We start from the raw sequence: 21841 nt of genomic DNA on the forward strand, positions 1-21841 counted from the left end.
GCATGAGCGCAGAGCCAGTGCCGAAGCGAGCGCCGTGACCAACGCGGACTGGCCGTTGCGCGCGCGTATGCTTGCCGTGTGCGCAGCCATTTCGGTTGCCGTCCGGAAAGCGGAATGAAGACCATCGGCCTGATCGGCGGCATGAGTTGGGAATCCACCGTGCCCTACTATCGGCACATCAACGAGACGATCCGCGCGCGGCTGGGCGGGCTGCATTCGGCGAAGATCCTGCTGTACAGCGTGGACTTCCACGAGATTGAGCAGTTGCAGCAGGCCGGCGACTGGGACGCGGCCGGCGCGGCGATGGCCGCCGCGGCGCGCGCGCTGCACGCCGGCGGCGCCGATTTCCTGGTGCTGTGCACGAACACCATGCACTGCGTCGCCGATGCGATCGCTGCCGCAGTGCCGTTGCCGCTGTTGCATATCGCCGATGCCACGGCCGCCGCCCTGCACAGCGCCGGGATCCGCAGGGTGGGCCTGCTGGGCACGCGCTTCACGATGGAACAGGCCTTTTACCGCGAGCGGCTGCAGCGCCACGGTTTCGATGTGCTGGTGCCGGCAGCGGCGGAGCGCGCCGAGGTGCACCGCATCATCTACGAGGAGCTGTGCCAGGGGACGATCCGCGACGCATCGCGGGCGCGCTACCGCGACGTGATCGGCGCGCTGCAGGCGCAAGGCGCCGAGGCGGTGATCCTGGGCTGTACCGAGATCTCGCTGCTTGTCGGCGCCGCCGACGCGCAGCTGCCGCTGTTCGATACCGCAGCGCTGCATGCGCACGCGGCGGCATTGCACAGCCTGGCGTAGCGACGCGGCAGCATCCGCTCAGGAAGCGTGGCGGTGGCGCCAGCGCGGACGCCGTTCGCCGCGGAACATCAGCAGGTACAGCCCGAGCACCCAGACCAGCGCCGCACACCAGCCGCCGAGGATGTCGGAGGGGTAGTGCACACCCAGGTAGATGCGCGACACGCCGACCAGCAACGCGAACGTGCTGGCCAGCAGCAGCACCGGCCAACGCCAGCGGGTCCGCCACGCCAGCGCGATCAGCACCGCCGCCAGGGTCATCGAACCCATCGCGTGGCCGCTGGGGAAACTGAAGGTGTGCTCCGGCGCGATCGACTCCCAAAGGCTGGGCCGGTCGCGCTGGAAGAACTGCTTGGCGCTCATGTTCAACAGCGCCGAACCGACGAACGAGAACGCGGCGAACATGGCCTCGCGCCAGCGCCGCAGCCCCAGCAACAGCAGTGCGATCAGCGTGTCCAGCGGGATCACCCCGTACTGGTAGCCGGCCTCGGTGACCACGCTGAAGAACCGGTCCCAGCCCGGCGAGGCCAGCCCGCGCATGCTCCACAGCAGCGGTTCGTCGAAGTAGAAGTTCTCCAGTTCGTGGACCTCGTCGGCCAGCGCCACGAACACGCCCATCGGCAGCAGCACGCCGGCGAACAGCAGGCCGATGCGCCAGGCGTTGCGGCGCAACCAGTGGCGCACGCCAGCGGCGCGCTCGGCCGGGGTCTCACCCGGCGCGGCGGGCATACTTGGTTTCGACGTAGCCGTCGATCAGCGCGACGAACTCGTGGGCGATGTTCTCGCCGCGCAGGGTGACCGTCTTTTCGCCGTCGACGAACACCGGCGCCGACGGCGCCTCGCCGGTCCCCGGCAACGAGATGCCGATGTTGGCGTGGCGCGATTCGCCCGGCCCGTTGACCACGCAGCCCATCACCGCCAGGGTCATGTTCTCGGCGCCGGGATGGCTCACCTTCCACTCCGGCATCTTCGCGCGGACGTGGTTCTGCACCACCTTGGCCAGCTCCTGGAAGAACTCGGAGGTGGTGCGGCCGCAGCCCGGGCAGGCCGTGACCAGCGGGGTGAAGGCGCGCTGGCCGGTGGTCTGCAGCAGTTCCTGGGCGACGATCACCTCCTGCGTGCGCGACTGCCCCGGCTCGGGCGTCAGCGAGATGCGGATGGTGTCGCCGATGCCTTCCTGCATCAGCACCGCCAGCGCCGCGCTGGAGGCGACGATGCCCTTGCTGCCGATGCCGGCCTCGGTCAGGCCCAGGTGCAGCGCGAAATCCGAGCGCTGCGCCAGGTCGCGGTACACCGCGATCAGTTCCTGCACGCCGCTGACCTTGCAGCTGAGCACGATGCGGTCGCGGCCCAGGCCCAGTTCCACCGCGCGTTCGGCCGAATCCAGCGCCGAGCGGATCAGCGCCTCGCGCAGCACGCGGCCGGCGTCCCACGGCGTCTCGCGGCGCGAATTCTCGTCCATCAACTGCGCCGCCAGCGCCTGGTCCAGCGAGCCCCAGTTGGCGCCGATGCGCACCGGCTTGTCGTACTTCAGCGCGAACTCGATCAGCTGCGCAAACTGGGTGTCCTTCTTCTTGCCGAAACCGACGTTGCCGGGGTTGATCCGGTACTTGGCCAGCATCTCGGCGCAGGCCGGTTCGGCGGCCAGCAGCTGGTGCCCGTTGTAGTGGAAGTCGCCGATCAGCGGCACCTCGATGCCCATCATCCGCAGCTTGTCGACGATGCGCGGGATCGCCGCGGCCGATTCGGCGTTGTTGACGGTCAGCCGCACCAGCTCCGAGCCGGCGCGCCACAACTCGGCCACCTGCTTGACCGAGGAGGCCACGTCGGCGGTGTCGGTGTTGGTCATCGACTGCACCACGATCGGCTGGCCGCCGCCCACGACGACGCCTCCGACGCGGACCGGCTGGGTGGAACGGCGCGCCCAGGGCGCGGCGTCGCTGGGGGGGGTGGGTCGGCTGACGGCGTCGTACATGCGCGCATTTTAGCGTGAGCGGGCGTCCGCGCCCTACTCCGGCGCCGGGGACTGCGACGGTTTGTCGCAGACAGCCATGAGCGCCAGCGCATACGATGCGCCCATGAACTCCACCGATGCCTCGTTCCTGCGCACCCTGTGCAGCCTGCGCTGGCTGGCCACCGCCGGGCAGGCGGCGACGATTCTGGTCGCGACCTGGGCGATGCGCCTGCCGCTGCCGCAGCTGCCGCTGTGGTCCGGCGTGGCCGCGCTGACCCTGTTCAACCTGTATGCGCAGCTGCGCCTGCGCCATGCCGACACCGCCGCGCCGGCCACCGCGTTCGGCCACATCCTGGTCGACGTGACCGTCCTGACCTGGATGGTCGGCTGGAGCGGCGGCATCGGCAACGCCTTCGGCTCGCTGTTCCTGGTGCTGATCGCGCTGGCCGCACTGGCCCTGCCGCTGCGCTGGGCGCTGGCGGTCGCGGTGGCCTGCGTGGCCGGCTACGCGGTCAGTGCGCTGTTCGGCCTGCCGCTGCCGCGCGGCCCGCACCAGGCCCTGGACCTGCAGCGCTGGGGCATGGCCGCCAACTTCCTGCTGTCCACCATCGTGGTGCTGGTGTTCTCCACCCGCCTGGCGCTGGCGCTGCGCGCGCGCGAACGCGAGCTGGCGCTGCTGCGCGAGCGCTTCACCCGCAACGAAGGCATCGTCGCCCTGGCCACCCACGCCGCCTCGGTCGCGCACGAGCTGAACACGCCGCTGGCGACGATGACCCTGCTCACCGACGACATCGTCGAGCAGAGCGAGCAGCCGGAACTGCGCGAGGACCTGGAAACCCTGCGCGAACTGCTGGTGCAGTGCCGCGAACGGGTCCTGGCGCTGGCCGCTCCGGCGCAGCGCGCCGGCGGCGGCACGGTGTCGCTGGCGCACGTGCTGCACCAGTGGCAACTGGTGCGCCCGACCGTGCAACTGCGCCGCAACGACGACGCGCCGCTGCAACTGCGCCTGGAGAGCGCGATCGGCCACCTGCTGCAGGTGTTGCTGAACAACGCCGCCGACGCCGGCGAACGCGCCGGCCGGCCGCAGGTGGACCTCAGCGTGCGGGTCACCGGCAGCGAACTGATCGGCGAGGTGCGCGACTACGGCGGCGGCTTCGACGCCAATCAGGTCGCGCTGCCGGCTACCCTGTTCCGCAGCGGCAAGCCCGACAGCATGGGCGTGGGCCTTGCCCTGTCGCATGCCACCATCGAACGCCTGGGCGGCGAACTGTGGACCCAGCCGGCGCCGGACCACGGCGCACGGGTCGGCTTCCGCCTGCCGCTGCTCGCCCTGGAGACCGCCGCATGAGCACCGATGCCCCGCTGGGCCTGCTGGTCGACGACGACCCGCTGTACCTGCGCACCCTGCAACGCACCCTCGCCCGCCGCGGGCTGGAAACGCTGACCGCCGACAGCGGCGCCGCGGCGCTGGCCCTGGCCACGGCGACGCCGCCGGACTACGCGCTGATCGACCTCAAGCTGGGCGACGAATCCGGCCTGGCGCTGATCCAGCCGCTGCGCGCGATCCGCGCCGACATGCGCATCCTGCTGGTCACCGGCTATGCCAGCATCGCCACCGCGGTGGAGGCGATCAAGCTCGGCGCCGACGATTACCTGCCCAAACCGGCCACGGTGCAGATGATCCTGCGCGCCTTGAGCCTGGAGGCGGACAGCGCCGAGGACGACGACGCAAGCGAACTGCCGGACGCGATGACCCCGCTGAGCCGGCTGCAGTGGGAGCACATCCAGCAGGCCATGCACGAGACCGGCGGCAACGTTTCGGCGGCCGCGCGCCTGCTCGGCATGCACCGCCGCTCGCTGCAGCGCAAGCTGGCCAAACGGCCAAGTCCGCAACGCGAGCCGCCGCGCTGAGCGTGGCGCAACTGCGCATGCGTCGCCGTCTACCGTCGTACACACAGGCTTCACTTTCCCGACCCGCGGCTGTTCGCCATCGGCGCGCCGCCTCAAGTCGCCCGGGCAGGCGCCGTTAAATCCTGTATGCGCCCTTCTTCTCATCCGCTGCCGCCCGACGAATCGAAGAGGCTGGCCACCCTGCGCCAGCTATGCCTGCTCGACACCCCGGCCGACCGCGTCTTCGACCTGATCACCCAGTTGGCCTCGCGCACCCTGCGCACCCCGATCGCCCTGGTTTCGCTGATCGACGAGCAGCGCCAGTGGTTCAAGTCCCGGGTCGGCCTGGACGCGCCGCAGACGCCGCGCAGCCAGGCCTTTTGCGCGCACGCGATCCATAGCCCCGAGCTGCTGGTGGTGGCCGACGCGCGGCAGGATCCGCGCTTCCGCGACAATCCGCTGGTCACCGGGCCGCCGTTCATCCGCTTCTACGCCGGCGCGCCGCTGATGCTGGCCGACGGCACCGGCCTGGGCACGCTGTGCGTGATCGACAGCGAGCCGCGCAGCGAGTTCGACGCCGACTCTCGCCGCACCCTGCAGGAGCTGCGCGACCTGCTGCTGCTGCGGATCGAGACCCTGCGCAACACCGGCTACGTCGATGCGCTGACCGGCCTGCCCAACCGCAGCCGCTTCAACGAAGACCTGACCATGTGGCTGTCGCTGCAGAGCGCGGACCACCACGACACCGGCGTGGCGATCGATGTCTGCGGCACCGAATACTTCCGCGACATGGTCAAGGCGCTGGGCTGGGAATACGCCGAGGGCTACCTGCTGGCCACGCGCGACCGCCTGCTGCAAGCCCTGGACGGGTTGCCGGCCTACCGCATCGACACCACCAGTTTCGCCTTCGTGGTGAAGGGCAACGACCCGGCACAGCTGGCGCAATGCTGCGAACGCGTATGCAGCGCCTTCGCCGAGGCGATCGAGCACCAGGGCATTCCGCATGCCGCGACCCCATCGCTCGGCGCGGTGCGCCTGGACGGCGTGCTGAGCGCCAACCACACGCTGCGCTCGCTGACCACCGCGGTGGACATGGCGCGCCAGCGCGGCCTGCCGTGGAGCCTGTACGAGCGCAGCCACGACGCCAGCCAGCGCAACGCGTTCCGGATCCTGGCCGCGCTGCCGGAAGCGCTGAGCGCACGCGAACAATTGAGCCTGCACTACCAGCCGCGGGTCAGCCTGCGCAGCGGCGAATGCGTCGGCGTGGAAGCGCTGCTGCGCTGGGAGCACCCGCTGCTCGGCGCGGTCGCGCCCAACGACTTCATCCCGTTAGCGGAAAAGACCGCGCTGATGAGCCGGGTCACCACCTGGGTGCTGCGGACCGGCATCGCCCAGGCCGCGCTGTGGCAGCAGCAGGGGCATCATTTCAGCGTGTCGCTGAACGTGTCGGCGGTGGACCTGGAACAGGCCGACTTCATCGCCACGCTGCGCGAGTTGCTGGCGCTGCACGCGCTGGAGCCGGGCCGCATCGAGATCGAGTTCACCGAAAGCGCGATGATCCGGCATCCCGAGCGCGTGGCCGAACAGCTGCAGGAGATCAGCGCGCTGGGGGTCAAGATCGCCATCGACGACTTCGGCAGCGGCTACAGCAACCTCAGCTATCTCAAGCGCATCCCCGCCAACGCGCTGAAGATCGACCAGTCGTTCATCCGCTCGCTGCCGGGCAGCCGCAAGGACTGCATGATCGTGCCGTCGATGATCCGGCTCGGCCACGATTTCGGCCAGCAGGTGGTGGCCGAAGGCATCGAGACCGAGCAGATCTACGACATGTTGCGCGACTGGGGCTGCGACGAGGGCCAGGGCTACTGGATCGCGCGGCCGATGCCGGCGGCGGCGCTGGAAGCCTGGCTGGCCACGCCATGGCGCGAGGCCTGAGCGCACGCGACCGAACCCGCAGCGACCGCTAGCGCGCGGCCGCTGCGGCGATGCTCAGGCCGCGCTCACCAGAACACCGTGTACAGCGCGATCAGGATCGCGACCACGCCCACCGCCCCGATCTTGAAGCCGAGGGTGGTGGCGTAGCCGACGTCGTCGGTGCGGATCAGGTCGCGCGCCTGCGTGGCCGGGGTCAGCAGCGACACCACCACCGCCAGCACCAGCGCCGCCACGAACACCACGCCGATGCGGTCCATGAACGGCAGTTCCGGCCAGGCGAACTTGAGCGCGAACGACAGCACCACCGAGCCGATCGCCGCGGTCAGCGCGCCGGCTTCGTTGGCGCGCTTCCAGAACAGCCCGAGCATGAAGATCACCACCACGCCCGGGGTGAAGAAGCCGGTGAATTCCTGGATGAACTGGAAGCCCTGGTCGAAGTTGCCGAGCAGCGGCCGCGCGGTGAGGATGCCGATCAGCACCGACGTCACCGCGGCGATGCGGCCCACCCGCACCAGCTTCTTCTGTTCTGTCTGCGGGCGGAACTTGGCGTAGAAGTCCAGGGTGAAGATGGTCGCCACCGAATTGATCTTCGACGCCAGCGAGGCCACGATCGCCGCCACCAGCGCGGCGAACACCAGGCCGAGGATGCCGCTGGGCAACAGCTGCATCATGGTCGGGTAAGCCTGGTCGGGCTTGGCCAGGTCCGGCGCCAGCACCACCGCGGCGATGCCCGGGACCACGATCACCAACGGCATCAGCAGCTTCAGGAACGCGGCGAACACCATGCCCTTCTGCGCCTCGCCGAGGTTCTTGGCGGCCAGCGCGCGCTGGATGATGTACTGGTTGAAGCCCCAGTAGCTGATGTTCATCACCCACAGCCCGCCCAGCAGCACGCTCAGGCCCGGCAGGTCCTTGTAGAACGGGTTGTCCTTGCTCAGGATCATGTGGAAGTGCTCGGGATGCGCGTTCCACAGGTGCTTGAACCCGGCCAGCACGCCGGCACCGTCGCCGATGCGCGACAGGGTCAGCCCGGCCACCAGCAATCCGCCCAGCACCAGCAGGGTGACCTGCACGATGTCGGTCAGCGCCACCGCCTTCAATCCGCCGTACAGCTGGTAGATCAGCGCGAACACGCCGATCAGGGCCAGCGCCAGGGTCTGGTCCATGCCGGTGACCTGGCTCACCGCGATCGAACCCAGCCACAGGATCGAGGTCAGGTTGACGAACACGTACAGCAGCAGCCAGAACACCGCCATCAGCGTGCGGATCCACTTGCCGTAACGCTGCTCCAGGAACTGCGGCATGGTGTAGATGCCGTTGCGCAGGAAGATCGGCAGGAAGAACTTGCCGACGATCAGCAGGGTCAGCGCCGCCATCCACTCGTAGGACGCGATCGCCAGGCCGATCGCATAGCCGGAACCGGCCATGCCGATGATCTGCTCGGCGGAGATGTTGGCCGCGATCAGCGAGGCGCCGATCGCCCACCACGGCAAGGTCTTGCCGGCCAGGAAGTAGTCCTCGGCGCTCTTGCTGTGCCCGGCCTTTTCCCGCGATACCCACTGCGCGAGCACGAAGATGCCCGTCAGGTAGACCAATACGATCGCAATATCCAACGTCGCCAGACCCACTGCACTTCTCCCACGGGCCGCGGCCCTTTCGCCTGTGTATCGATGCGCCCATCCGCACGGGACGGGCGTTGTCTTTGTATGGCCGCACGCGACCGCGCGGCCGCTGCCGTGCCGTCGCGCACCGGTCGTCGCGCGAAGCGTTTGTCACGGCGCATCCTGTCGCCCGGTGCCGCTCCTGCGGCCGCTGCCGCATCGGCCACGCCGCGAGCGGTTGGTACAGCGGCTGGCGCTCTCCGCCTTTGCCGCAGTCCTGGCCTCCCGCCCTGCCCCGCTTGCGTCCGTCTCGGCGCAGGCGACGCCATCCGGCGACGGCGCCGCTGCGTTCTGGTCAGGCGCGGATCAGCGCACCGGGCAGTCGACCACGCTCTGCGCGTCGTTGCTGGCGCCCAGCGCGATCCGCGACAGCGCCAGGTCCAGCGTGCCGTCGCTCTCTATCACCGGCAGCCGCTCCAGCTTGGAGACATCGGCGCCGGCGACGCTGAAGCACTTCAACGGCACCCCCAGCGTGCGCCACTCGCCCTTGGGCAGCGCCGCCAGCGCCTTGCCCAGATCGACCTGCGCCGCACAGCCATTGCCGCAGGCCACGCCGATATGGGTCGCGCCGCTCGGCGCCGCGTCCACCTTCAAGGTCAGGATCAGCTGCACGTCGCCGTTGCTCTCGCGCGACACGTCCAGCGGCCTGGGCAGCACCAGCGCCATTCCCGCCTTGCCCTTGCCCGACCACTCGAGGCGGCGCGCATCTTCCTGCGCCTTGTGGTCGACCGAGGTCATCTTGAGCGACCCGTCGGCCAGCGCCGTCGGCGTCGTCACCGCCGGCAGATTGGCCTGGCTGGCGCCTTGCAGGATCATGTTGATGCCCGCCGCCGGCTTGCCGCGCTCGAAGTACACCCCGCCCACCGCCTGCGCGCCGGACACGCCGGAGACTTCCGACAGGCGGGCCAAATCGCCCTTGTCGGCGTAGCGCAGGCCATAGCCGAACGCGAACTGCGGGTTGTAGTTCTTCTGCCCGACGTTGTTGGCGTATTGGGTCGCGGTGCGCGGCCAGGAGAAGCTGAGCTTGCCGTGGAAGTCGGACTGGATGCCGCCATCGGGCTTGCGCAGCAGCACGTCGGCGATGCCGCCGCCTTCCGAACCCGGCAGCCACGCGGCGACGAACGCATCGGCGGCATTGATCTCACGGTTCACCCACAGCGGACGCCCGCTCAGGAACACCGCCACCACCGGAATGCCCTCGGCCTTGAGCTTCTTGATCAGCTGCAGGTCGCTGTCGTCGCCGGGCTTGTACAGCAGCGTGGCGATATCGCCCTGGAACTCGGCGTACGGGTTCTCGCCGAACACCACCACCGCCACGTCCGGCTTGGCCTGGTACTTGCCGTCGATCGCCAGCTCGGCGCTGCCGCCGGCGGCCTTGACCTGCTGCTGCAGGCCTTCCCAGATCGTGTTGCCGTTCGGGTAATCGGCGCGCTTGGTGCCGGTGCCCTGCCAGTTCAGCGTCCAGCCGCCGGACTGCTTGCCCATGTCGTTGGCGCCGTCGCCGGCGACCAGCACCTTGCTCTGCGGCTTCAGCGGCAGCAGTTGCTTCTGGTTCTTCAGCAGCACCAGCGACTCGCGCACAGCCTGCCGCGCCACCGCGCGGTGTTCGGGCGCGCCGAGCAGTTCGAACTTGCCGCCGAGCGGGCGCTGCGACGGCTTGCCGGCCTCGAACAGGCCCAGCCGCAGCTTCACCCGCAGGATCCGCCGCACCGCATCGTCCAGCCGCGTCATCGGGATCTCGCCCGACTTGACCGCCTTCAGCGCGCTCTCGTAATAGCCCTTCCAGCTGTCCGGCGCCATCAGCATGTCCACGCCGGCATTGAACGCGGCCGGGCAGTCGTCGTTGCGGCACCCGGACACCTGGCCATGGCCGTTCCAGTCGCCGACCACGAAGCCGCCGAAATGCATCTGCCCCTTCAGCACGTCGGTCAGCATCGGCTTGTTGCCGTGCATCTTCACCCCGTTGAAGCTGTTGAACGAGGCCATCACCGTCTGCGCGCCGGCGGCGATCGCCGGCGGATAGCCGGCGCCGTGGATGTCGCGCAACTGCTGCTCGCTGACCCGGGTATCGCCCTGGTCCTTGCCGTCGGTGGTGCCGCCGTCGCCGAGGAAATGCTTGACCGAGGCGATCACGTGCGAGCCGTCGAGGAAGCCGGGCTGCCCGGGCACGCCCTGCAGGCCTTCGACCACCTTGCCGGAGAAGCTGGCGACCACCTCGGGCGATTCCGAATAGCCCTCGTAGGTGCGGCCCCAGCGATCGTCCTGCGGCACCGCCACGGTCGGCGCGAAGGTCCACTCCATGCCGGTGGTGCGGGTCTCGGCGGCGGTGACCGCGCCGATCTTGCGCATCAGCTCCGGGTCGCGCGTGGCGCCCAGGCCGATGTTGTGCGGGAACAGCGTGGCGCCGACGATGTTGCTCTGCCCGTGCACCGCATCGATGCCGAAGATGATCGGGATCGCCAGGCCGCCGTTGCCCTTGTCCATCGACGCCGCGTAGTAGGCGTCGGCCAGCTTCAGCCATTCCGCCGGGCTGGCGTCGTACTTGCCGCCGGGATCGGAATTGCCGCCGGCCAGCACCGAACCGATGTGGTACTTGCGCACGTCGTCCGGGGTCATGCTGGCGATATCGCCCTGCACGATCTGCCCGACCTTCTGCTCCACCGTCATCTGCGCCATCAGCTTGGAAATGCGCGCCTCCAGCGCCGCATCCTCGGCCAGCGGCCAGGCCGGCGACGGCCACAGCTGCGGATGGATCGCCGGCGGCGCGGCGGCGGCGGCGGCCGGAGCCGATTGGCCGGGGCCGGCCGCAGCCAGCGCCAGCAGGCCCAGCGCGGCAGCGGTGGCCAGCGCATTGCGAATCGGCGCAGACACGCCAGCGGACTGTTTTTTCAAGATCTTCCCTCCCAGGAACGATGAGCGCGGTATCCCCGCACCGCGGCCGGCGCGGTCCAGCCTGCGACCAGCCGCCTACGCTTTCGTAATTGGCGAACGGTGTCAACCGACGGCGGGCATATGCCATGACCGCACTGGCATATCGGATTGCGCTATAGCGACGGAATACCTTCCGAGCAACGGCGTCCGCGCCAGGCCGCCTGTGGGGGGCGTCACTCGCACCCATCCGGCCCGGCAAGATTGCTGCAGCACAGCATCGCAATGACGCTCCACTGCGCAAACCGGGGCACATGCACCTTACCGTTCCAAAGGCGGTGCGGCCCGCGAGAAACCGGGGCGCAACGCCTGCGCACGCTCTTGATCGTGGACGCACAGAACGCGAGGAACACGGGTACGGCCGGCCGAGGATCGCTATCCGGCAGTCCCGACGTCGCCGCTCGGCAGAGCGCGGACAGGTTCCAAGGCCTGCGCAGCACGCAACGACGTCAGCCGGATCGAACCGCACACCTCTCGCTTGCAGCCGGCCTTGTACGTGACGGCCGCCCCAGAGGATCACCGGCTCGCTGAGCAGACTAGAACTCCGCTTCCTTGCTCGTTGGCTTCAACGTTTGCCAACCCAAGTCGTTACCGATGCTGAGAAATCCTGTCCCACCAGACAGTCCCTGCGCTTGCGCGACTGAAGAATAATCCGCAAAGAAATCCGGTTTGCGCCATTGCGCGGAAATCGATTCGCGGCTGCCACCCACGTCATTGTTCCAAGCAATGGCTTTTTGCGAATCTGGCGGACCGAATTTGCGCTTGAGCAATTCCATCACGCGTTGCTGCGCCTCGAACCCGGTCGTATTGAAACGCAAGGCGATCACACGCCCATTGCGCAACAAAACCAGGCCGCCCGCACCTTCCAGAGAAAAGGCGTCACCTGCGCCCGCACCTATCGACAGGCCGATGGGCGCAATCCACGCCGGGAACTCGGCCTCGGCGAACACCAGGTAACCGTATTCGCCTGGCCCGAACTCGGTGTTGCCCACTGCCATTTTCGTCGTGCCAGGCGCTACGCACAAACCGGTTGCGGGCGGCATGGCCTTTGCTGGCTCGGGCGGCGGTGTCATCAGCTTGTCGAATGCCCTGCTACCCAGCCCTTTGCTGCGGGGGCGCGCAGGCGTAGATGGCAAGGAAATCTGGCAAACGGGAAGCGCAAGCGGCGCTCCCAATTTGATGCCGAAGATGTCAGGTTCCGCTGCCGACACCGGCGCGCAAGCAAGAGCGGACAGGAAGACGGCAAGCGAACCGATAGTCAAAGAGAAACGCATATGGAAGGCATCCATGCAGCGGCAGGGTAGATGCTGTCGAGTATAGAGGGCCGCCATGATCCGACAGACTTGGCCGATTCCGAAAGCGCGCTGGCCAGCATGGCTAGATCTCGTAATGAGCAACTTCCGGCATCCAGCGATCAGCAAAGCCCGCCCAGTTCCATGGAACTGGTCGCAGGCGTTGATGCCGCAGATCCGAGCGATAGCGGCGCCGGATTGGCGCAGACCCGTGCGGCGGCGCGCGCGTGCCCTATCGATCGTTGGCCGCGGCCGCGGCGGCGTCATCGACCTGGCTGCCGCTCTCGACGGCCGCCGGCAGCAACAGTTTCACGCATCGCTCGCAGGCGATGTCGATCTTCTCCAGGCAATCGCGGACCAATGCGTCCTGGCCCAGCTGCGCCGCGCGCTTGGCCAGGCGCCCCGCCATGCAGATGGAATTGACCTCGTTGCGGATGTCGTGCATCAGCTCTTGCTCGCTCATCGTCGGTTCCTCGCTTCGTCCATCCTCGCTGGCGCACCCCCCGACGCCCGAGAATAGCCGCACGGCGTGAACATCGCGCGCAAACGCGTCCCGCTTTTCTTCACCTCATGTGTAGATCGCGATCGCGTTGCGCGGTGCTGGCGACAGCCTGTACAGGAAGCAGGCCTGTGTCACGCGAAGCAAGCAATCGATGGCGCCAGCGGGTGTCACGCCCACGCCATCGGCTAGCGCCAGAACTTGCCTGGCGCCACGCCCGCCACGTGCAGGTGGCAGCGGCTGGACGCAGCGTCGCCGCGCAGGACGCTAGCGCGGCTTGCGGCGGCGCAAACGCGTCTGAAGGCCGATCTCGGCGAGCAGCGCATCGATCGCCACCGGCTTGTTGACGTGCGAGGTGAATCCCGCCGCCAGCGCGCGCGCCACGTCCGCCTGCGCGCCGAAGCCGGACAAGGCCAGCGCCGGCACGTCGGCGTAATGCGGCAACTGGCGCAAGCGGCTGATCAGCGACAGGCCATTCATGTCGGGCATGCCGATGTCCGACAGCACGATATCGAAGCGCGACGCGGCGGCAAGCTCCAACGCGGCCGCGCCGGTGGTGGCCACGCTGACCTGCGCGCCCTCCAGTTCCAGCAGCGCCGCCAGCGAGTCGACGGTGTCGCGGCTGTCGTCGACCACCAGCACCTGCAGGCCGGCGCACGGCGCGATGCCGACCTCTGCGTCCGGCGTCGCCGCGGTGGCGACCGGCTTGGCCAACGGCAACCACACCACGAAGGTGCTGCCATTGCCGAGGCCCTGCGACAAGGCTTCCACGCGGCCGCCCTGCTGGTCCACCAGCTGCCGCACCAGCGCCAGGCCGATGCCCAGCCCGGTCTGCTTGCTGGCCGCGCGCGCCGCGGCCTGGCCGAACATGTCGAACACGCGCGGCAGGAAATCCGGGCTGATGCCCAGCCCGGTGTCTTCCACCGCCAGCCGGCGTAGCCGCCGACCCGGGAGATGCGCACGCTGACGCGGCCGCCGGGCGGGGTGAACTTGATCGCGTTGGACACCAGGTTCCAGACGATCTGCTCCACCCGCTGCGCGTCGCCGCGCACCAGCAGGTCTTCTTCCTCGCACAACAAGCTCAGCTGCAGTTCCGAGGCCGCGCTGTCGGCCGCGGCCACGTCGACGATGTTGCGGGTCAGCGGCAGCAGCGCCAGGTCGGTGATGTGCAGGCGCAACTTGCCGGTACGGATGCGCGACAGGTCCAGCAGGTCGTCGATGATCTTGGCCTGTCCATGGATCGCGCGCTTGACCACGTCCACGATCGCGGAACCCTTCTTGGAATCGCGCACTTCGGACATGCGCGACAGCAGCTCGACGTTGACGCTGATCAGGTTCAGCGGGTGCTTGAGCTCGTGCGACATCACCGCCAGGAAATCGCCTTTCAGGTCCTGCTCGCCGCCCGCGTCCGCATCCAGTGCCGATGCCGACGCGCTGGCGCCGACCACCGCCGGGTGCTCCGGCGCCGGCCGCCACAGCAGGGTCAGCAGCGACGCGGCCGCAGCCACGCCCAGCGGCAGCGTCATCTCGAACAGTTCCACGCTGTCGCCGTTCCGGCAACGCAACGCACGGCGCTCGATGTGCGGTTCGTGACCGGCCCCCGGTGTGGCCGGCGCGTTGCCTGCGATACGCCCCGTGTGCTGCACGTACAGCTGCGCGAACGGCGTTCCGAGCATGTCGCCGGGCGCATGGCCGAGGAGTTCGCTGGCGCCGGCACTCCAGTGACTGATCGCGCCGTCCGCGTCAAGGGCGACCACGCCGAGCGCGCCGCCCTCGCCCGGCAGCGTGCCGGCCGCGGGTCCGGACTCGCGCGCCTGCCGTTCGGCGTGGCGCAGGCTGGTGACGTCGACGAAGGTCAGCACCGCGCCGTCGATCCGGTTCTCCTGGGTGCGGTACGGCAGCACGCGGGCGATATAGGTGCGACCGTCGATCGCCCGCACCTCGCGCTCGCGCACCTGCAACGAGGAGAACGCGATCTGCGCGTCGGCGGCCAGTTCCGGATAGTCCAGGCGGTGGGTGATGTCCAGCAGGCGCCGGCCGACGTCGGCCGGGATGATGCTGAAGATGCCCTCGGCGTGCGGGGTGTAGCGCTTGATGCGCAACTCGGCGTCGACGAAGATCGTGGCGATCTCGGTGGAGCCGATGAAGTTGCGCAGGTCGTCGTTGATCTCCGCGGCCTCGTCCACCTTGCTCTTGAGTTCGTAGTTGACCGTGGTCAACTCCTCGTTGAGCGACTGCAGCTCCTCCTTGCTGGTTTCCAGTTCTTCGGTGGCCGAGCGCAGTTCCTCGTTGATCGCCTGCAGTTCCTCGTTGGAGGCCTTCAATTCCTCGGTCGAGGTCTCGGACTGCTCGATCGTGGTCTGCAGTCGGTCGCGCGTGGCCTGCAGCTCTTCCTCCAGCCGCAGCAGCACCGCATCCTTGGCCGGCGGCGCATCGTTCCCCTGCTTGGGGCTCAGCGTGTCGTCGACCTCGTCGAAGAACACCAGCATGAAATTGGCGTCCGCATCGGGATCGCGGAACGGCCGCACCACCATGTTCAGATAGCTGCGCACGCCATTGCGCTCCAGGCGCACCTGCCGTGCTTCCACGCTGCGCTTGGTGTGCACCGCCTGGAACAAGGCGCTGCGCAGCTCCAGCCGCAGGGCCGGGTCGACCACCGCCAGCAGGTTGTAGCTGGGTTCGCCGCCCGCGAATTGCATGAAACGGCCGACCTCGCTGGACATGTGCACGATGTTGTAGTCCTGGTCGATGACCACGCTGGGCGGCGCGTAGTGCTCGAGCACGCGCTGATGCACCTCGGCGAACGAGAACCCGCGGGGCCGCGCGGCCGGCGCCGGCAGTGCGCCGACGTGCGCTCCGGCGCGCAGCGGCAGGCTCGGCGTCACCAGGTTGCGCGACTGCGCACGCGCACGGAAGATCCGGTTCTTCTTGTCCACCGGCTCGAACAGGGCCGAGGCCGCATCCGCCGATTCGGAACTGCCGAGGAACAGGTAGCCGCCGGGGGTGAGCGCGAAGTGGAACACCTGCAGCAGCCGCGCCTGGATCTCGCGGTCCAGGTAGATCAGCAGGTTGCGGCAGCAGATCAGGTCCACCCGTGAGAACGGCGGATCGCGCAGCACGTTGTGCAGCGCGAACAGCACCCGGTCGCGCACGTGCTTCTTGACCCGGTATTGGTGGTGCTCATGGTTGAAATACTCGCGCAGCCGCGCCGGCGGTACGTCGGTCACGATGGAATCGGGATACAGGCCGGCGCGCGCGCGGGCCAGCGCGCGCTCGTCGATATCGGTGGCGAACACCTGGATCGCCGGCACCGACTCGCTGCGTGCGGCCTCGTCGCACAGCAGCATGGCGATCGAATACGGTTCTTCGCCGGTCGCGCATCCCGGGGTCCATACCCGCACCGAACCGCTGTCGCGGCCACGCTCCAGCAGGCTTGGAACGATGTCGCGTTCCAGCGCTTCGAACGCCTCGCGGTCGCGAAAGAAATTGGTCACGCTGATCAGCATGTCGCTGAGCAGCGCCGCGGTTTCCGCCTCGTTGGCGGCCAGGAAGTCGCGGTAGCTGGCGATATCCTTGAGCAGGTTGACCTGCAGCCGCCGCTCGATCCGGCGCAGCACGGTGGCGCGCTTGTAGTGGTGGAAATCGTGCCCGGTACGCGCGCTGAGCATGCCCAGGATGTCGCGCAGCGCCTCCTCGTCGCTGCGGCTGGCCTGGACCTTTTTCGCCATGGTCGGCTCGTCGATCTCGCCCTCTGCCGGCAGCACGATCTGGCGCGCGTTCTGCCACAGTTGCATCAGCTTCTGCGGCATTTCCACCACCGGCAGCACGAAGTCGACGAAGCCGCTGGCGATCGCATTGCGCGGCATGTCCTCGTACTCGGAGTCGTCCGGCGATTGCACCAGGGTCACCCCGCCATACTCCTTCAGCGCGGCGATGCCGACCGCCCCGTCGGACCCGGTGCCGGACAACACGATGCCGACCGCGCGATCGCGATGGGCCTGCGACAAGGTGCGGAAGAAGGTATCGATGGCGGTATGCCGCCCGCGCGGACGCGCGGCGCTCTGCACGATCAGGCTGCCGTCGTTCATCAACAGATCCACCGACGGCGAAATCACATAGACGTGATTGCGTTCGATCTGTTGCGGATGGCTGACCTGCACCACCGGCATGCGCGTGGAGCGCTGCAGCAGCTGGTCGGCACTGCTCTCATGCTTGGGCGACAGATGCAGGATGACCACGAAGGCCATGCCGTTGTCCGCCGGCAGGTTCGCCAACAGCGCGGACACCGCGACCAGGCCGCCGGCCGATGCGCCGATCCCCACCACGGGGAAATCCAGATGGCTGATCTGGATGGGGTCCTCGGCGGTTCCCGCGGGGTTGTCCGGCATCGTCGTTCCAAAAGCTGAAGTGTTATATGCCCGTTCATATTACAGCCAAGCGCCGTAAGTTGGCTGTCTATGCCACGTGCAGAGACGTTCACACTGCTGATGCAGGTTACACACGGCATTCGCGGGCCAAGGCTGACAACACCGGGGCGTATGGTGCGGAGCGACTATCGGCAACGCCGCTTGCGCCCTGCTATGCGAGAAGCGCGCGGTCGGCGCCGCTCGCTGTCCCGAGCCGGCGCATTCTCATCGAAGGGACATGGTCGCCCATCCAGCGAACCGGACCGCGGCGCCACCTGCCGTGCATCGCTGCTGCGCTGCACGGCAGGCCGCCGAATCCGGCAGCGGCGACTCAGCCGCGCAAACGCGCCAGGATCGCCCGCGTCACCGGGTCGGCGACTTCGGTGGTTTCGCCCTGCAGCGCCGGCAGCAGCTGGCTGGCCAGGTGCTTGCCCAGTTCCACGCCGAACTGGTCGAAGGCGTTGATGCCCCAGATCACCGACTGCACGTAGACGCTGTGCTCGTACATCGCGATCAGCGCGCCCAGCGCCTGCGGGGTCAGCGCGTCGAGCAGGATCAGCGTGCTCGGGCGGCCGCCCGGATAGTCGCGGTGCGGGTCGTCGCTGCCCTGCCCGTTCGCCAGCGCCTCGGTCTGCGCCAGCAGGTTGGCCAGCAGCGCCTGGTGGTTGACCGTGTACGGATCGTCGTTGTGGATGCAGCCGATGAAATCGGCCGGCACCACGCTGGTGCCCTGATGCAGCGCCTGAAAGAAACTGTGCTGCACGTCGGTGCCGGCGCCGCCCCACCACACCGGCACGGTATCGGCCTGCACCGGGCTGCCGTCCAGCCGCACGCGCTTGCCCAGGCTCTCCATCACCAACTGCTGCAGGTAGGCCGGCAGCAGCGCCAGGCGCTGGTCGTAGGTCATCACCGCCTGCGTGGCGTAGCCGAGCACGTTGCGGTTCCACAGCGTGGTCAGCGCGTGCAGCACCGCCACGTTGCGCGGCAGCGGCGCGGTCAGCGCGTGTTCGTCGAACTGCGCGGCGCCGGCCAGCAACTGCTCGAAGCCGTCGGCGCCGATCGCCAGCGCGATCGGGAAGCCCACCGCCGACCACAGCGAGTAGCGCCCGCCGACCCAGTCCCACATCGGCAGCACGCGGTTGGCGGCGATGTCGAAGGCCTTGGCGGCGCGCTCGGGGTTGGCGCTGACCGCATACAGGCGCTCGCTGCCGCCGAGCCAGTCGCGCAGGATCTGGCCGTTGAGCAGGGTTTCCTGGGTGCCGAAGGTCTTGGAGATCAGCACGCCGGCGGTACGCGCCGGATCCAGCGTGGCCAGCGTGCGCTGCATCGCCGCGCCGTCGACGTTGGAGACGAAGTGCACGCGGAAGCGCGCGCCTTCGACCGGACGCAGCGCGTCGGCGACCAGGCGCGGGCCCAGGTCGGAACCGCCGATGCCGACGCTGACGATGTCGGTGACCTCGGTCTGCGCCAGCGCGTCGATCAGCGCGCGCATGCGCTGCTGCACGTCGCGCGCGCTGGCATTGGCCTCGGCCGCGACCGGCGCGCCGCTGAGCTCGCCGCGCAAGGCGGTGTGCAGCGCGGCACGGCCTTCGGTGACGTTGACCGTCTCGCCGCGGAACAGGCGCTGGAACGCGCCGGCCACGTCGTGCTCGGCGGCCAGCGCCAGCAGTGCGTCGAGCGCGGCGCGGTCGTATTTCTGCCGCGCGAAGTTGAAGTACAACGGCCCGACCTGCAGCGCCAGGTCTTCGACCCGGCCCGGCTCGGCGGCCAGCAGTTCGGGAAGGCGCGCCCCGCGCAAGCGCTGGGCGTGGGAATGCAGTGCGTCGAAACCGTTGGACTGTGTCATGCGGCCTGCTTCGGGATGCTGTGGTTGGTATGGGTGATCTTGTTGGCGCCGTCCACGTAGACCAGGGTCGGCTGGAAGCGCGCGGCTTCCTCTTCGCTCATGCCGGCGAAGGCGGCGATGATGATCAGGTCGCCGACCTGCACGTGGCGCGCGGCGCCGCCGTTGAGCGAGACGATGCCACTGCCTTCGTCGGCGCGGATCGCGTAGGTGCTGAAGCGTGCGCCGTTGGTGACGTCCCAGATGTGCACCTGCTCGAACTCGCGGATGCCGGTGGCGTCCAGCAGCAGCCCGTCGATGGCGATCGACCCTTCGTAGTTGAGCTCCGAATGGGTGACGGTGGCGCGGTGGATCTTGGTCTTCAACAGGCTCAGTTGCATGCTTGCAGTACTGCGGTGGGGAAAGATGCGCAGTTTAACAGCCGAGGGGTTAAGCGGCAGTGGCAGCAAGGCTTGGCGGCGTATGCACGGCGTTGTCCGCTGCGCGTCCCGGCATGCCGAGCGCAGGACACGATTTGGCTGCTCGATGCGGCACTGCGCGCTGTTAGCGACACCAACCGCGGCCGGCCGAGCGGCGAATCCCGCGGTTGCGGATAGCGCCACGAAGCGGCGGGCCTGACGGCTTCGGACAGCGTCGGGGCTGAAGCCCCTCCCACAGTGCACCCAGCCGGCTCGCCGCAAGTCCCTGTAGGAGCGGCTTTAGCCGCGACGAACGAAGCGGCAAGCTCGACGGCTTCGGACACAGTCGGGGCTGAAGCCCCTCCTACAGTGCACCCAGCCGGCCCGCCGCAAGTCCCTGTAGGAACGGCTTCAGCCGCGACGAACGAAGCGGCGGGCTCGATAGCCCCCTGTGGGAGCGACTTCAGTCGCGACGCGCGAAGCCTACCGGCGATCCGCCAACCTCGATCGCATTCGGCACATTGCCGACGACGACGCAGCAGCCACTACGCGCTGCCGCGCTCAAAACTCCAGATTGTCGATCAACCGGGTGCGCCCCAGACGCGCGGCGATCAGGGCCACGCGCGAGCCTTCCTGGTCCTGCGGCTCGCTCAGGTCGGGCAGGCGCAGCACGGTGTAGTCGACCTCGAAGCCGACCTCCTGCAACTGCCTGGTCGCCGCCGCCTCGATCTCGGCGCGCGGCTGCCCGGCGACATGCGCGTCGCGCATCGCCAGCAGGGTCTGGCGGATCTGCGCCGCGCGCGGCCGCTCTTCGGCCGACAGGTACTGGTTGCGCGAACTCATCGCCAGGCCGTCGGCCTCGCGCACGATGCTGCCGCCCAGGATCTCGATCGGGAACGCCAGGTCGGCGACCATCTGCCGGATCACCGCCAGTTGCTGGTAATCCTTCTTGCCGAATGCGGCCAGGTCCGGCTGCACCTGGTTGAACAGGCGCGCGACCACGGTGCAGACGCCATCGAAATGCCCCGGCCGGCAAGCGCCTTCCAGCACTTCGCTGACCCCGGGCGTATGCATGCGCAGCGCCAGCTCCACGCCCAGCGGGTACATGCTCTCCACCGTCGGCAGCCACAGCACGTCGCAGCCGGCGCCTTCCAGGCCGCTGGTGTCGGCCTCGGGGGTGCGCGGGTAGCGGGTGAAGTCCTCGTTCGGGCCGAACTGGGTCGGATTGACGAACACGCTGGACACCACCCGGTCGGCGTATTGCCGGGCCAGCATCACCAGCGAGAAATGCCCGGCGTGCAGGTTGCCCATGGTCGGCACGAAGGCCACGCGCAGGCCCTGCCGCTTCCAGCCGGAAACGACGGCGCGCAGCCGGGCCAGGTCGGTGATGGTCTCGATCATTTGGCGTAGGCGTGTTCGGCGTCGGGGAAGGTGCCGGCGCGCACGGCGTCGGCGTAGGCGCGCACGGCGCCGGCGATGGAGCCGCCTTCGGCCAGGAAATCCTTGACGAAGCGCGGCCGCCGGTGGCCGCTGTCCAGGCCCAGGAAGTCGTGCAGCACCAGCACCTGGCCGTCGCAGTCGGGGCCGGCGCCGATGCCGATGGTGGGGATGTCGATCGCCGCGGTGATCCGCGCGGCCAGCGGCGACGGCACGCATTCGAGCACCAGCAGCGCGGCGCCGGCCGTGGCCACCGCCTTGGCGTCGTCGAGCAATTTGGCCGCGGCGGCCTCCTCGCGGCCCTGGATCTTGTAGCCGCCGAAGGTCAGCACCGACTGCGGGGTCAGGCCCAGGTGCGAACACACCGGGATGTCGCGCTCGCTGAGGAAGCGGATCACCTCCAGCTTGTGCCCGGCGCCCTCCAGCTTGACCATCTCCGCGCCGGCCTGCAGCAGCCGGGTCGAGGCGTCCAGCGCGCGCTCGGGGGTGGCGTCGGACTGGAACGGCAGGTCGGCCACCAGCAGCGCGCGCTGCAGCACCCGTGCCACCGCGGCGGTGTGGTAGACGATGTCGTCCACGGTCACCGGCAGGGTCGAGTCGTGGCCCTGCACCACCATGCCCAGCGAATCGCCGATCAGGATCAGGTCCACGCCGTTGGCGTCGAACGCGCGCGCGAAGCCGGCGTCGTAGGCGGTCAGCATCACCAGTTTCTGCTGGCGGCGCTTGGCCTCGGCCAGGGCGGGAACGGTCCAGGGCTTGCTGTCGGCGTGGCTGCTCATAAGCTCATGCGGTGCGGT

At 68.7% G+C, this 21841-nt stretch carries 15 protein-coding genes and 1 pseudogene; 4 read left to right on the forward strand and 12 right to left on the reverse strand.

The genetic code is table 11. The features are described 5' to 3' along the window. Positions 1 to 114: 114 nt before the first annotated feature. Complete coding sequence (locus HEP73_RS12500) at positions 115 to 804, forward strand: aspartate/glutamate racemase family protein (RefSeq protein ID WP_185820245.1); 690 nt, start codon at positions 115 to 117, stop codon at positions 802 to 804. Between the two features lie 18 nt (positions 805 to 822). Here the strand turns inward: HEP73_RS12500 and HEP73_RS12505 are convergent, their stop codons facing one another. Next, positions 823 to 1530, reverse strand: coding sequence for a phosphatase PAP2 family protein (locus HEP73_RS12505; protein WP_185820246.1), 708 nt, complete (start codon positions 1528 to 1530; stop codon positions 823 to 825). After that, complete coding sequence (gene ispG, locus HEP73_RS12510) at positions 1511 to 2776, reverse strand: flavodoxin-dependent (E)-4-hydroxy-3-methylbut-2-enyl-diphosphate synthase (RefSeq protein ID WP_185820247.1); 1266 nt, start codon at positions 2774 to 2776, stop codon at positions 1511 to 1513. Before ispG ends, HEP73_RS12505 begins: the two co-directional genes overlap by 20 nt. 103 nt (positions 2777 to 2879) lie before the next feature. Between ispG and HEP73_RS12515 the strand changes: the two genes are divergently transcribed. The 3 genes from HEP73_RS12515 (at position 2880) to HEP73_RS12525 (ending at position 6580) form a co-directional block, all read left to right on the forward strand. Continuing rightward, positions 2880 to 4103 (forward strand): ATP-binding protein, encoded by a 1224-nt coding sequence (locus HEP73_RS12515; RefSeq protein WP_185820248.1) that lies wholly within the window; start codon positions 2880 to 2882, stop codon positions 4101 to 4103. Then, positions 4100 to 4666 (forward strand): response regulator transcription factor, encoded by a 567-nt coding sequence (locus HEP73_RS12520; protein ID WP_185813023.1) that lies wholly within the window; start codon positions 4100 to 4102, stop codon positions 4664 to 4666. The genes HEP73_RS12515 and HEP73_RS12520 overlap by 4 nt, the downstream gene beginning before the upstream one ends. A gap of 126 nt (positions 4667 to 4792) precedes the next feature. After that, positions 4793 to 6580, forward strand: coding sequence for a putative bifunctional diguanylate cyclase/phosphodiesterase (locus tag HEP73_RS12525; protein ID WP_185820249.1), 1788 nt, complete (start codon positions 4793 to 4795; stop codon positions 6578 to 6580). Between the two features lie 65 nt (positions 6581 to 6645). Here HEP73_RS12525 and HEP73_RS12530 read toward each other — a convergent pair whose 3' ends face one another. From HEP73_RS12530 to panB, 10 genes and pseudogenes are all read right to left on the reverse strand, one after another. Continuing rightward, positions 6646 to 8208, reverse strand: coding sequence for a sodium/sugar symporter (locus tag HEP73_RS12530; RefSeq protein ID WP_185820250.1), 1563 nt, complete (start codon positions 8206 to 8208; stop codon positions 6646 to 6648). A gap of 339 nt (positions 8209 to 8547) precedes the next feature. Next, a complete protein-coding gene (locus tag HEP73_RS12535) occupies positions 8548 to 11133 on the reverse strand; it encodes a glycoside hydrolase family 3 protein (protein ID WP_255423485.1) in 2586 nt (861 codons plus the stop codon). Positions 11134 to 11705: 572 nt separating this feature from the next. After that, positions 11706 to 12443, reverse strand: a complete 738-nt coding sequence (locus HEP73_RS12540) for a hypothetical protein (RefSeq protein WP_185820251.1) — start codon at positions 12441 to 12443, stop codon at positions 11706 to 11708. A gap of 250 nt (positions 12444 to 12693) precedes the next feature. Beyond that, entirely contained in the window at positions 12694 to 12924 is a 231-nt protein-coding gene (locus tag HEP73_RS12545; RefSeq protein ID WP_185820252.1) for a hypothetical protein, read from the reverse strand. A gap of 303 nt (positions 12925 to 13227) precedes the next feature. Continuing rightward, a complete protein-coding gene (locus tag HEP73_RS22845; RefSeq protein ID WP_458309687.1) occupies positions 13228 to 14034 on the reverse strand; it encodes a hybrid sensor histidine kinase/response regulator in 807 nt (268 codons plus the stop codon). A 167-nt stretch (positions 14035 to 14201) separates the two neighbouring features. Continuing rightward, a pseudogene (locus HEP73_RS22630) lies at positions 14202 to 17348 on the reverse strand (CheR family methyltransferase); the annotation flags it as partial. Between the two features lie 349 nt (positions 17349 to 17697). Further along, positions 17698 to 19212 (reverse strand): glucose-6-phosphate isomerase, encoded by a 1515-nt coding sequence (pgi, locus tag HEP73_RS12555; protein WP_185820253.1) that lies wholly within the window; start codon positions 19210 to 19212, stop codon positions 17698 to 17700. Further along, complete coding sequence (gene panD, locus HEP73_RS12560) at positions 19209 to 19589, reverse strand: aspartate 1-decarboxylase (RefSeq protein ID WP_003470181.1); 381 nt, start codon at positions 19587 to 19589, stop codon at positions 19209 to 19211. Before panD ends, pgi begins: the two co-directional genes overlap by 4 nt. Before the next feature lie 579 nt (positions 19590 to 20168). After that, positions 20169 to 21008, reverse strand: coding sequence for a pantoate--beta-alanine ligase (gene panC, locus HEP73_RS12565; RefSeq protein WP_185820254.1), 840 nt, complete (start codon positions 21006 to 21008; stop codon positions 20169 to 20171). Continuing rightward, positions 21005 to 21823 (reverse strand): 3-methyl-2-oxobutanoate hydroxymethyltransferase, encoded by an 819-nt coding sequence (panB, locus tag HEP73_RS12570; RefSeq protein WP_185820255.1) that lies wholly within the window; start codon positions 21821 to 21823, stop codon positions 21005 to 21007. The genes panC and panB overlap by 4 nt, the downstream gene beginning before the upstream one ends. Positions 21824 to 21841 lie beyond the last annotated feature (18 nt).

Origin of the sequence: Xanthomonas sp. GW (assembly GCF_014236815.1) — a bacterium.
Classification (GTDB): Bacteria; Pseudomonadota; Gammaproteobacteria; order Xanthomonadales; family Xanthomonadaceae; genus Xanthomonas_A.

What these genes read in the sequence shown, in the direction of transcription:
- panD (WP_003470181.1), bottom strand. Translation starts at nt 19,589, where the DNA reads ATGCAACTGAGCCTGTTGAAGACCAAGATCCACCGCGCCACCGTCACC.
- HEP73_RS12520 (WP_185813023.1), top strand. Translation starts at nt 4,100, where the DNA reads ATGAGCACCGATGCCCCGCTGGGCCTGCTGGTCGACGACGACCCGCTG.
- HEP73_RS12505 (WP_185820246.1), bottom strand. Translation starts at nt 1,530, where the DNA reads ATGCCCGCCGCGCCGGGTGAGACCCCGGCCGAGCGCGCCGCTGGCGTG.
- HEP73_RS12525 (WP_185820249.1), top strand. Translation starts at nt 4,793, where the DNA reads ATGCGCCCTTCTTCTCATCCGCTGCCGCCCGACGAATCGAAGAGGCTG.
- HEP73_RS12515 (WP_185820248.1), top strand. Translation starts at nt 2,880, where the DNA reads ATGAACTCCACCGATGCCTCGTTCCTGCGCACCCTGTGCAGCCTGCGC.
- HEP73_RS12540 (WP_185820251.1), bottom strand. Translation starts at nt 12,443, where the DNA reads ATGCGTTTCTCTTTGACTATCGGTTCGCTTGCCGTCTTCCTGTCCGCT.
- pgi (WP_185820253.1), bottom strand. Translation starts at nt 19,212, where the DNA reads ATGACACAGTCCAACGGTTTCGACGCACTGCATTCCCACGCCCAGCGC.
- HEP73_RS12500 (WP_185820245.1), top strand. Translation starts at nt 115, where the DNA reads ATGAAGACCATCGGCCTGATCGGCGGCATGAGTTGGGAATCCACCGTG.
- ispG (WP_185820247.1), bottom strand. Translation starts at nt 2,776, where the DNA reads ATGTACGACGCCGTCAGCCGACCCACCCCCCCCAGCGACGCCGCGCCC.
- HEP73_RS12545 (WP_185820252.1), bottom strand. Translation starts at nt 12,924, where the DNA reads ATGAGCGAGCAAGAGCTGATGCACGACATCCGCAACGAGGTCAATTCC.
- panB (WP_185820255.1), bottom strand. Translation starts at nt 21,823, where the DNA reads ATGAGCAGCCACGCCGACAGCAAGCCCTGGACCGTTCCCGCCCTGGCC.
- panC (WP_185820254.1), bottom strand. Translation starts at nt 21,008, where the DNA reads ATGATCGAGACCATCACCGACCTGGCCCGGCTGCGCGCCGTCGTTTCC.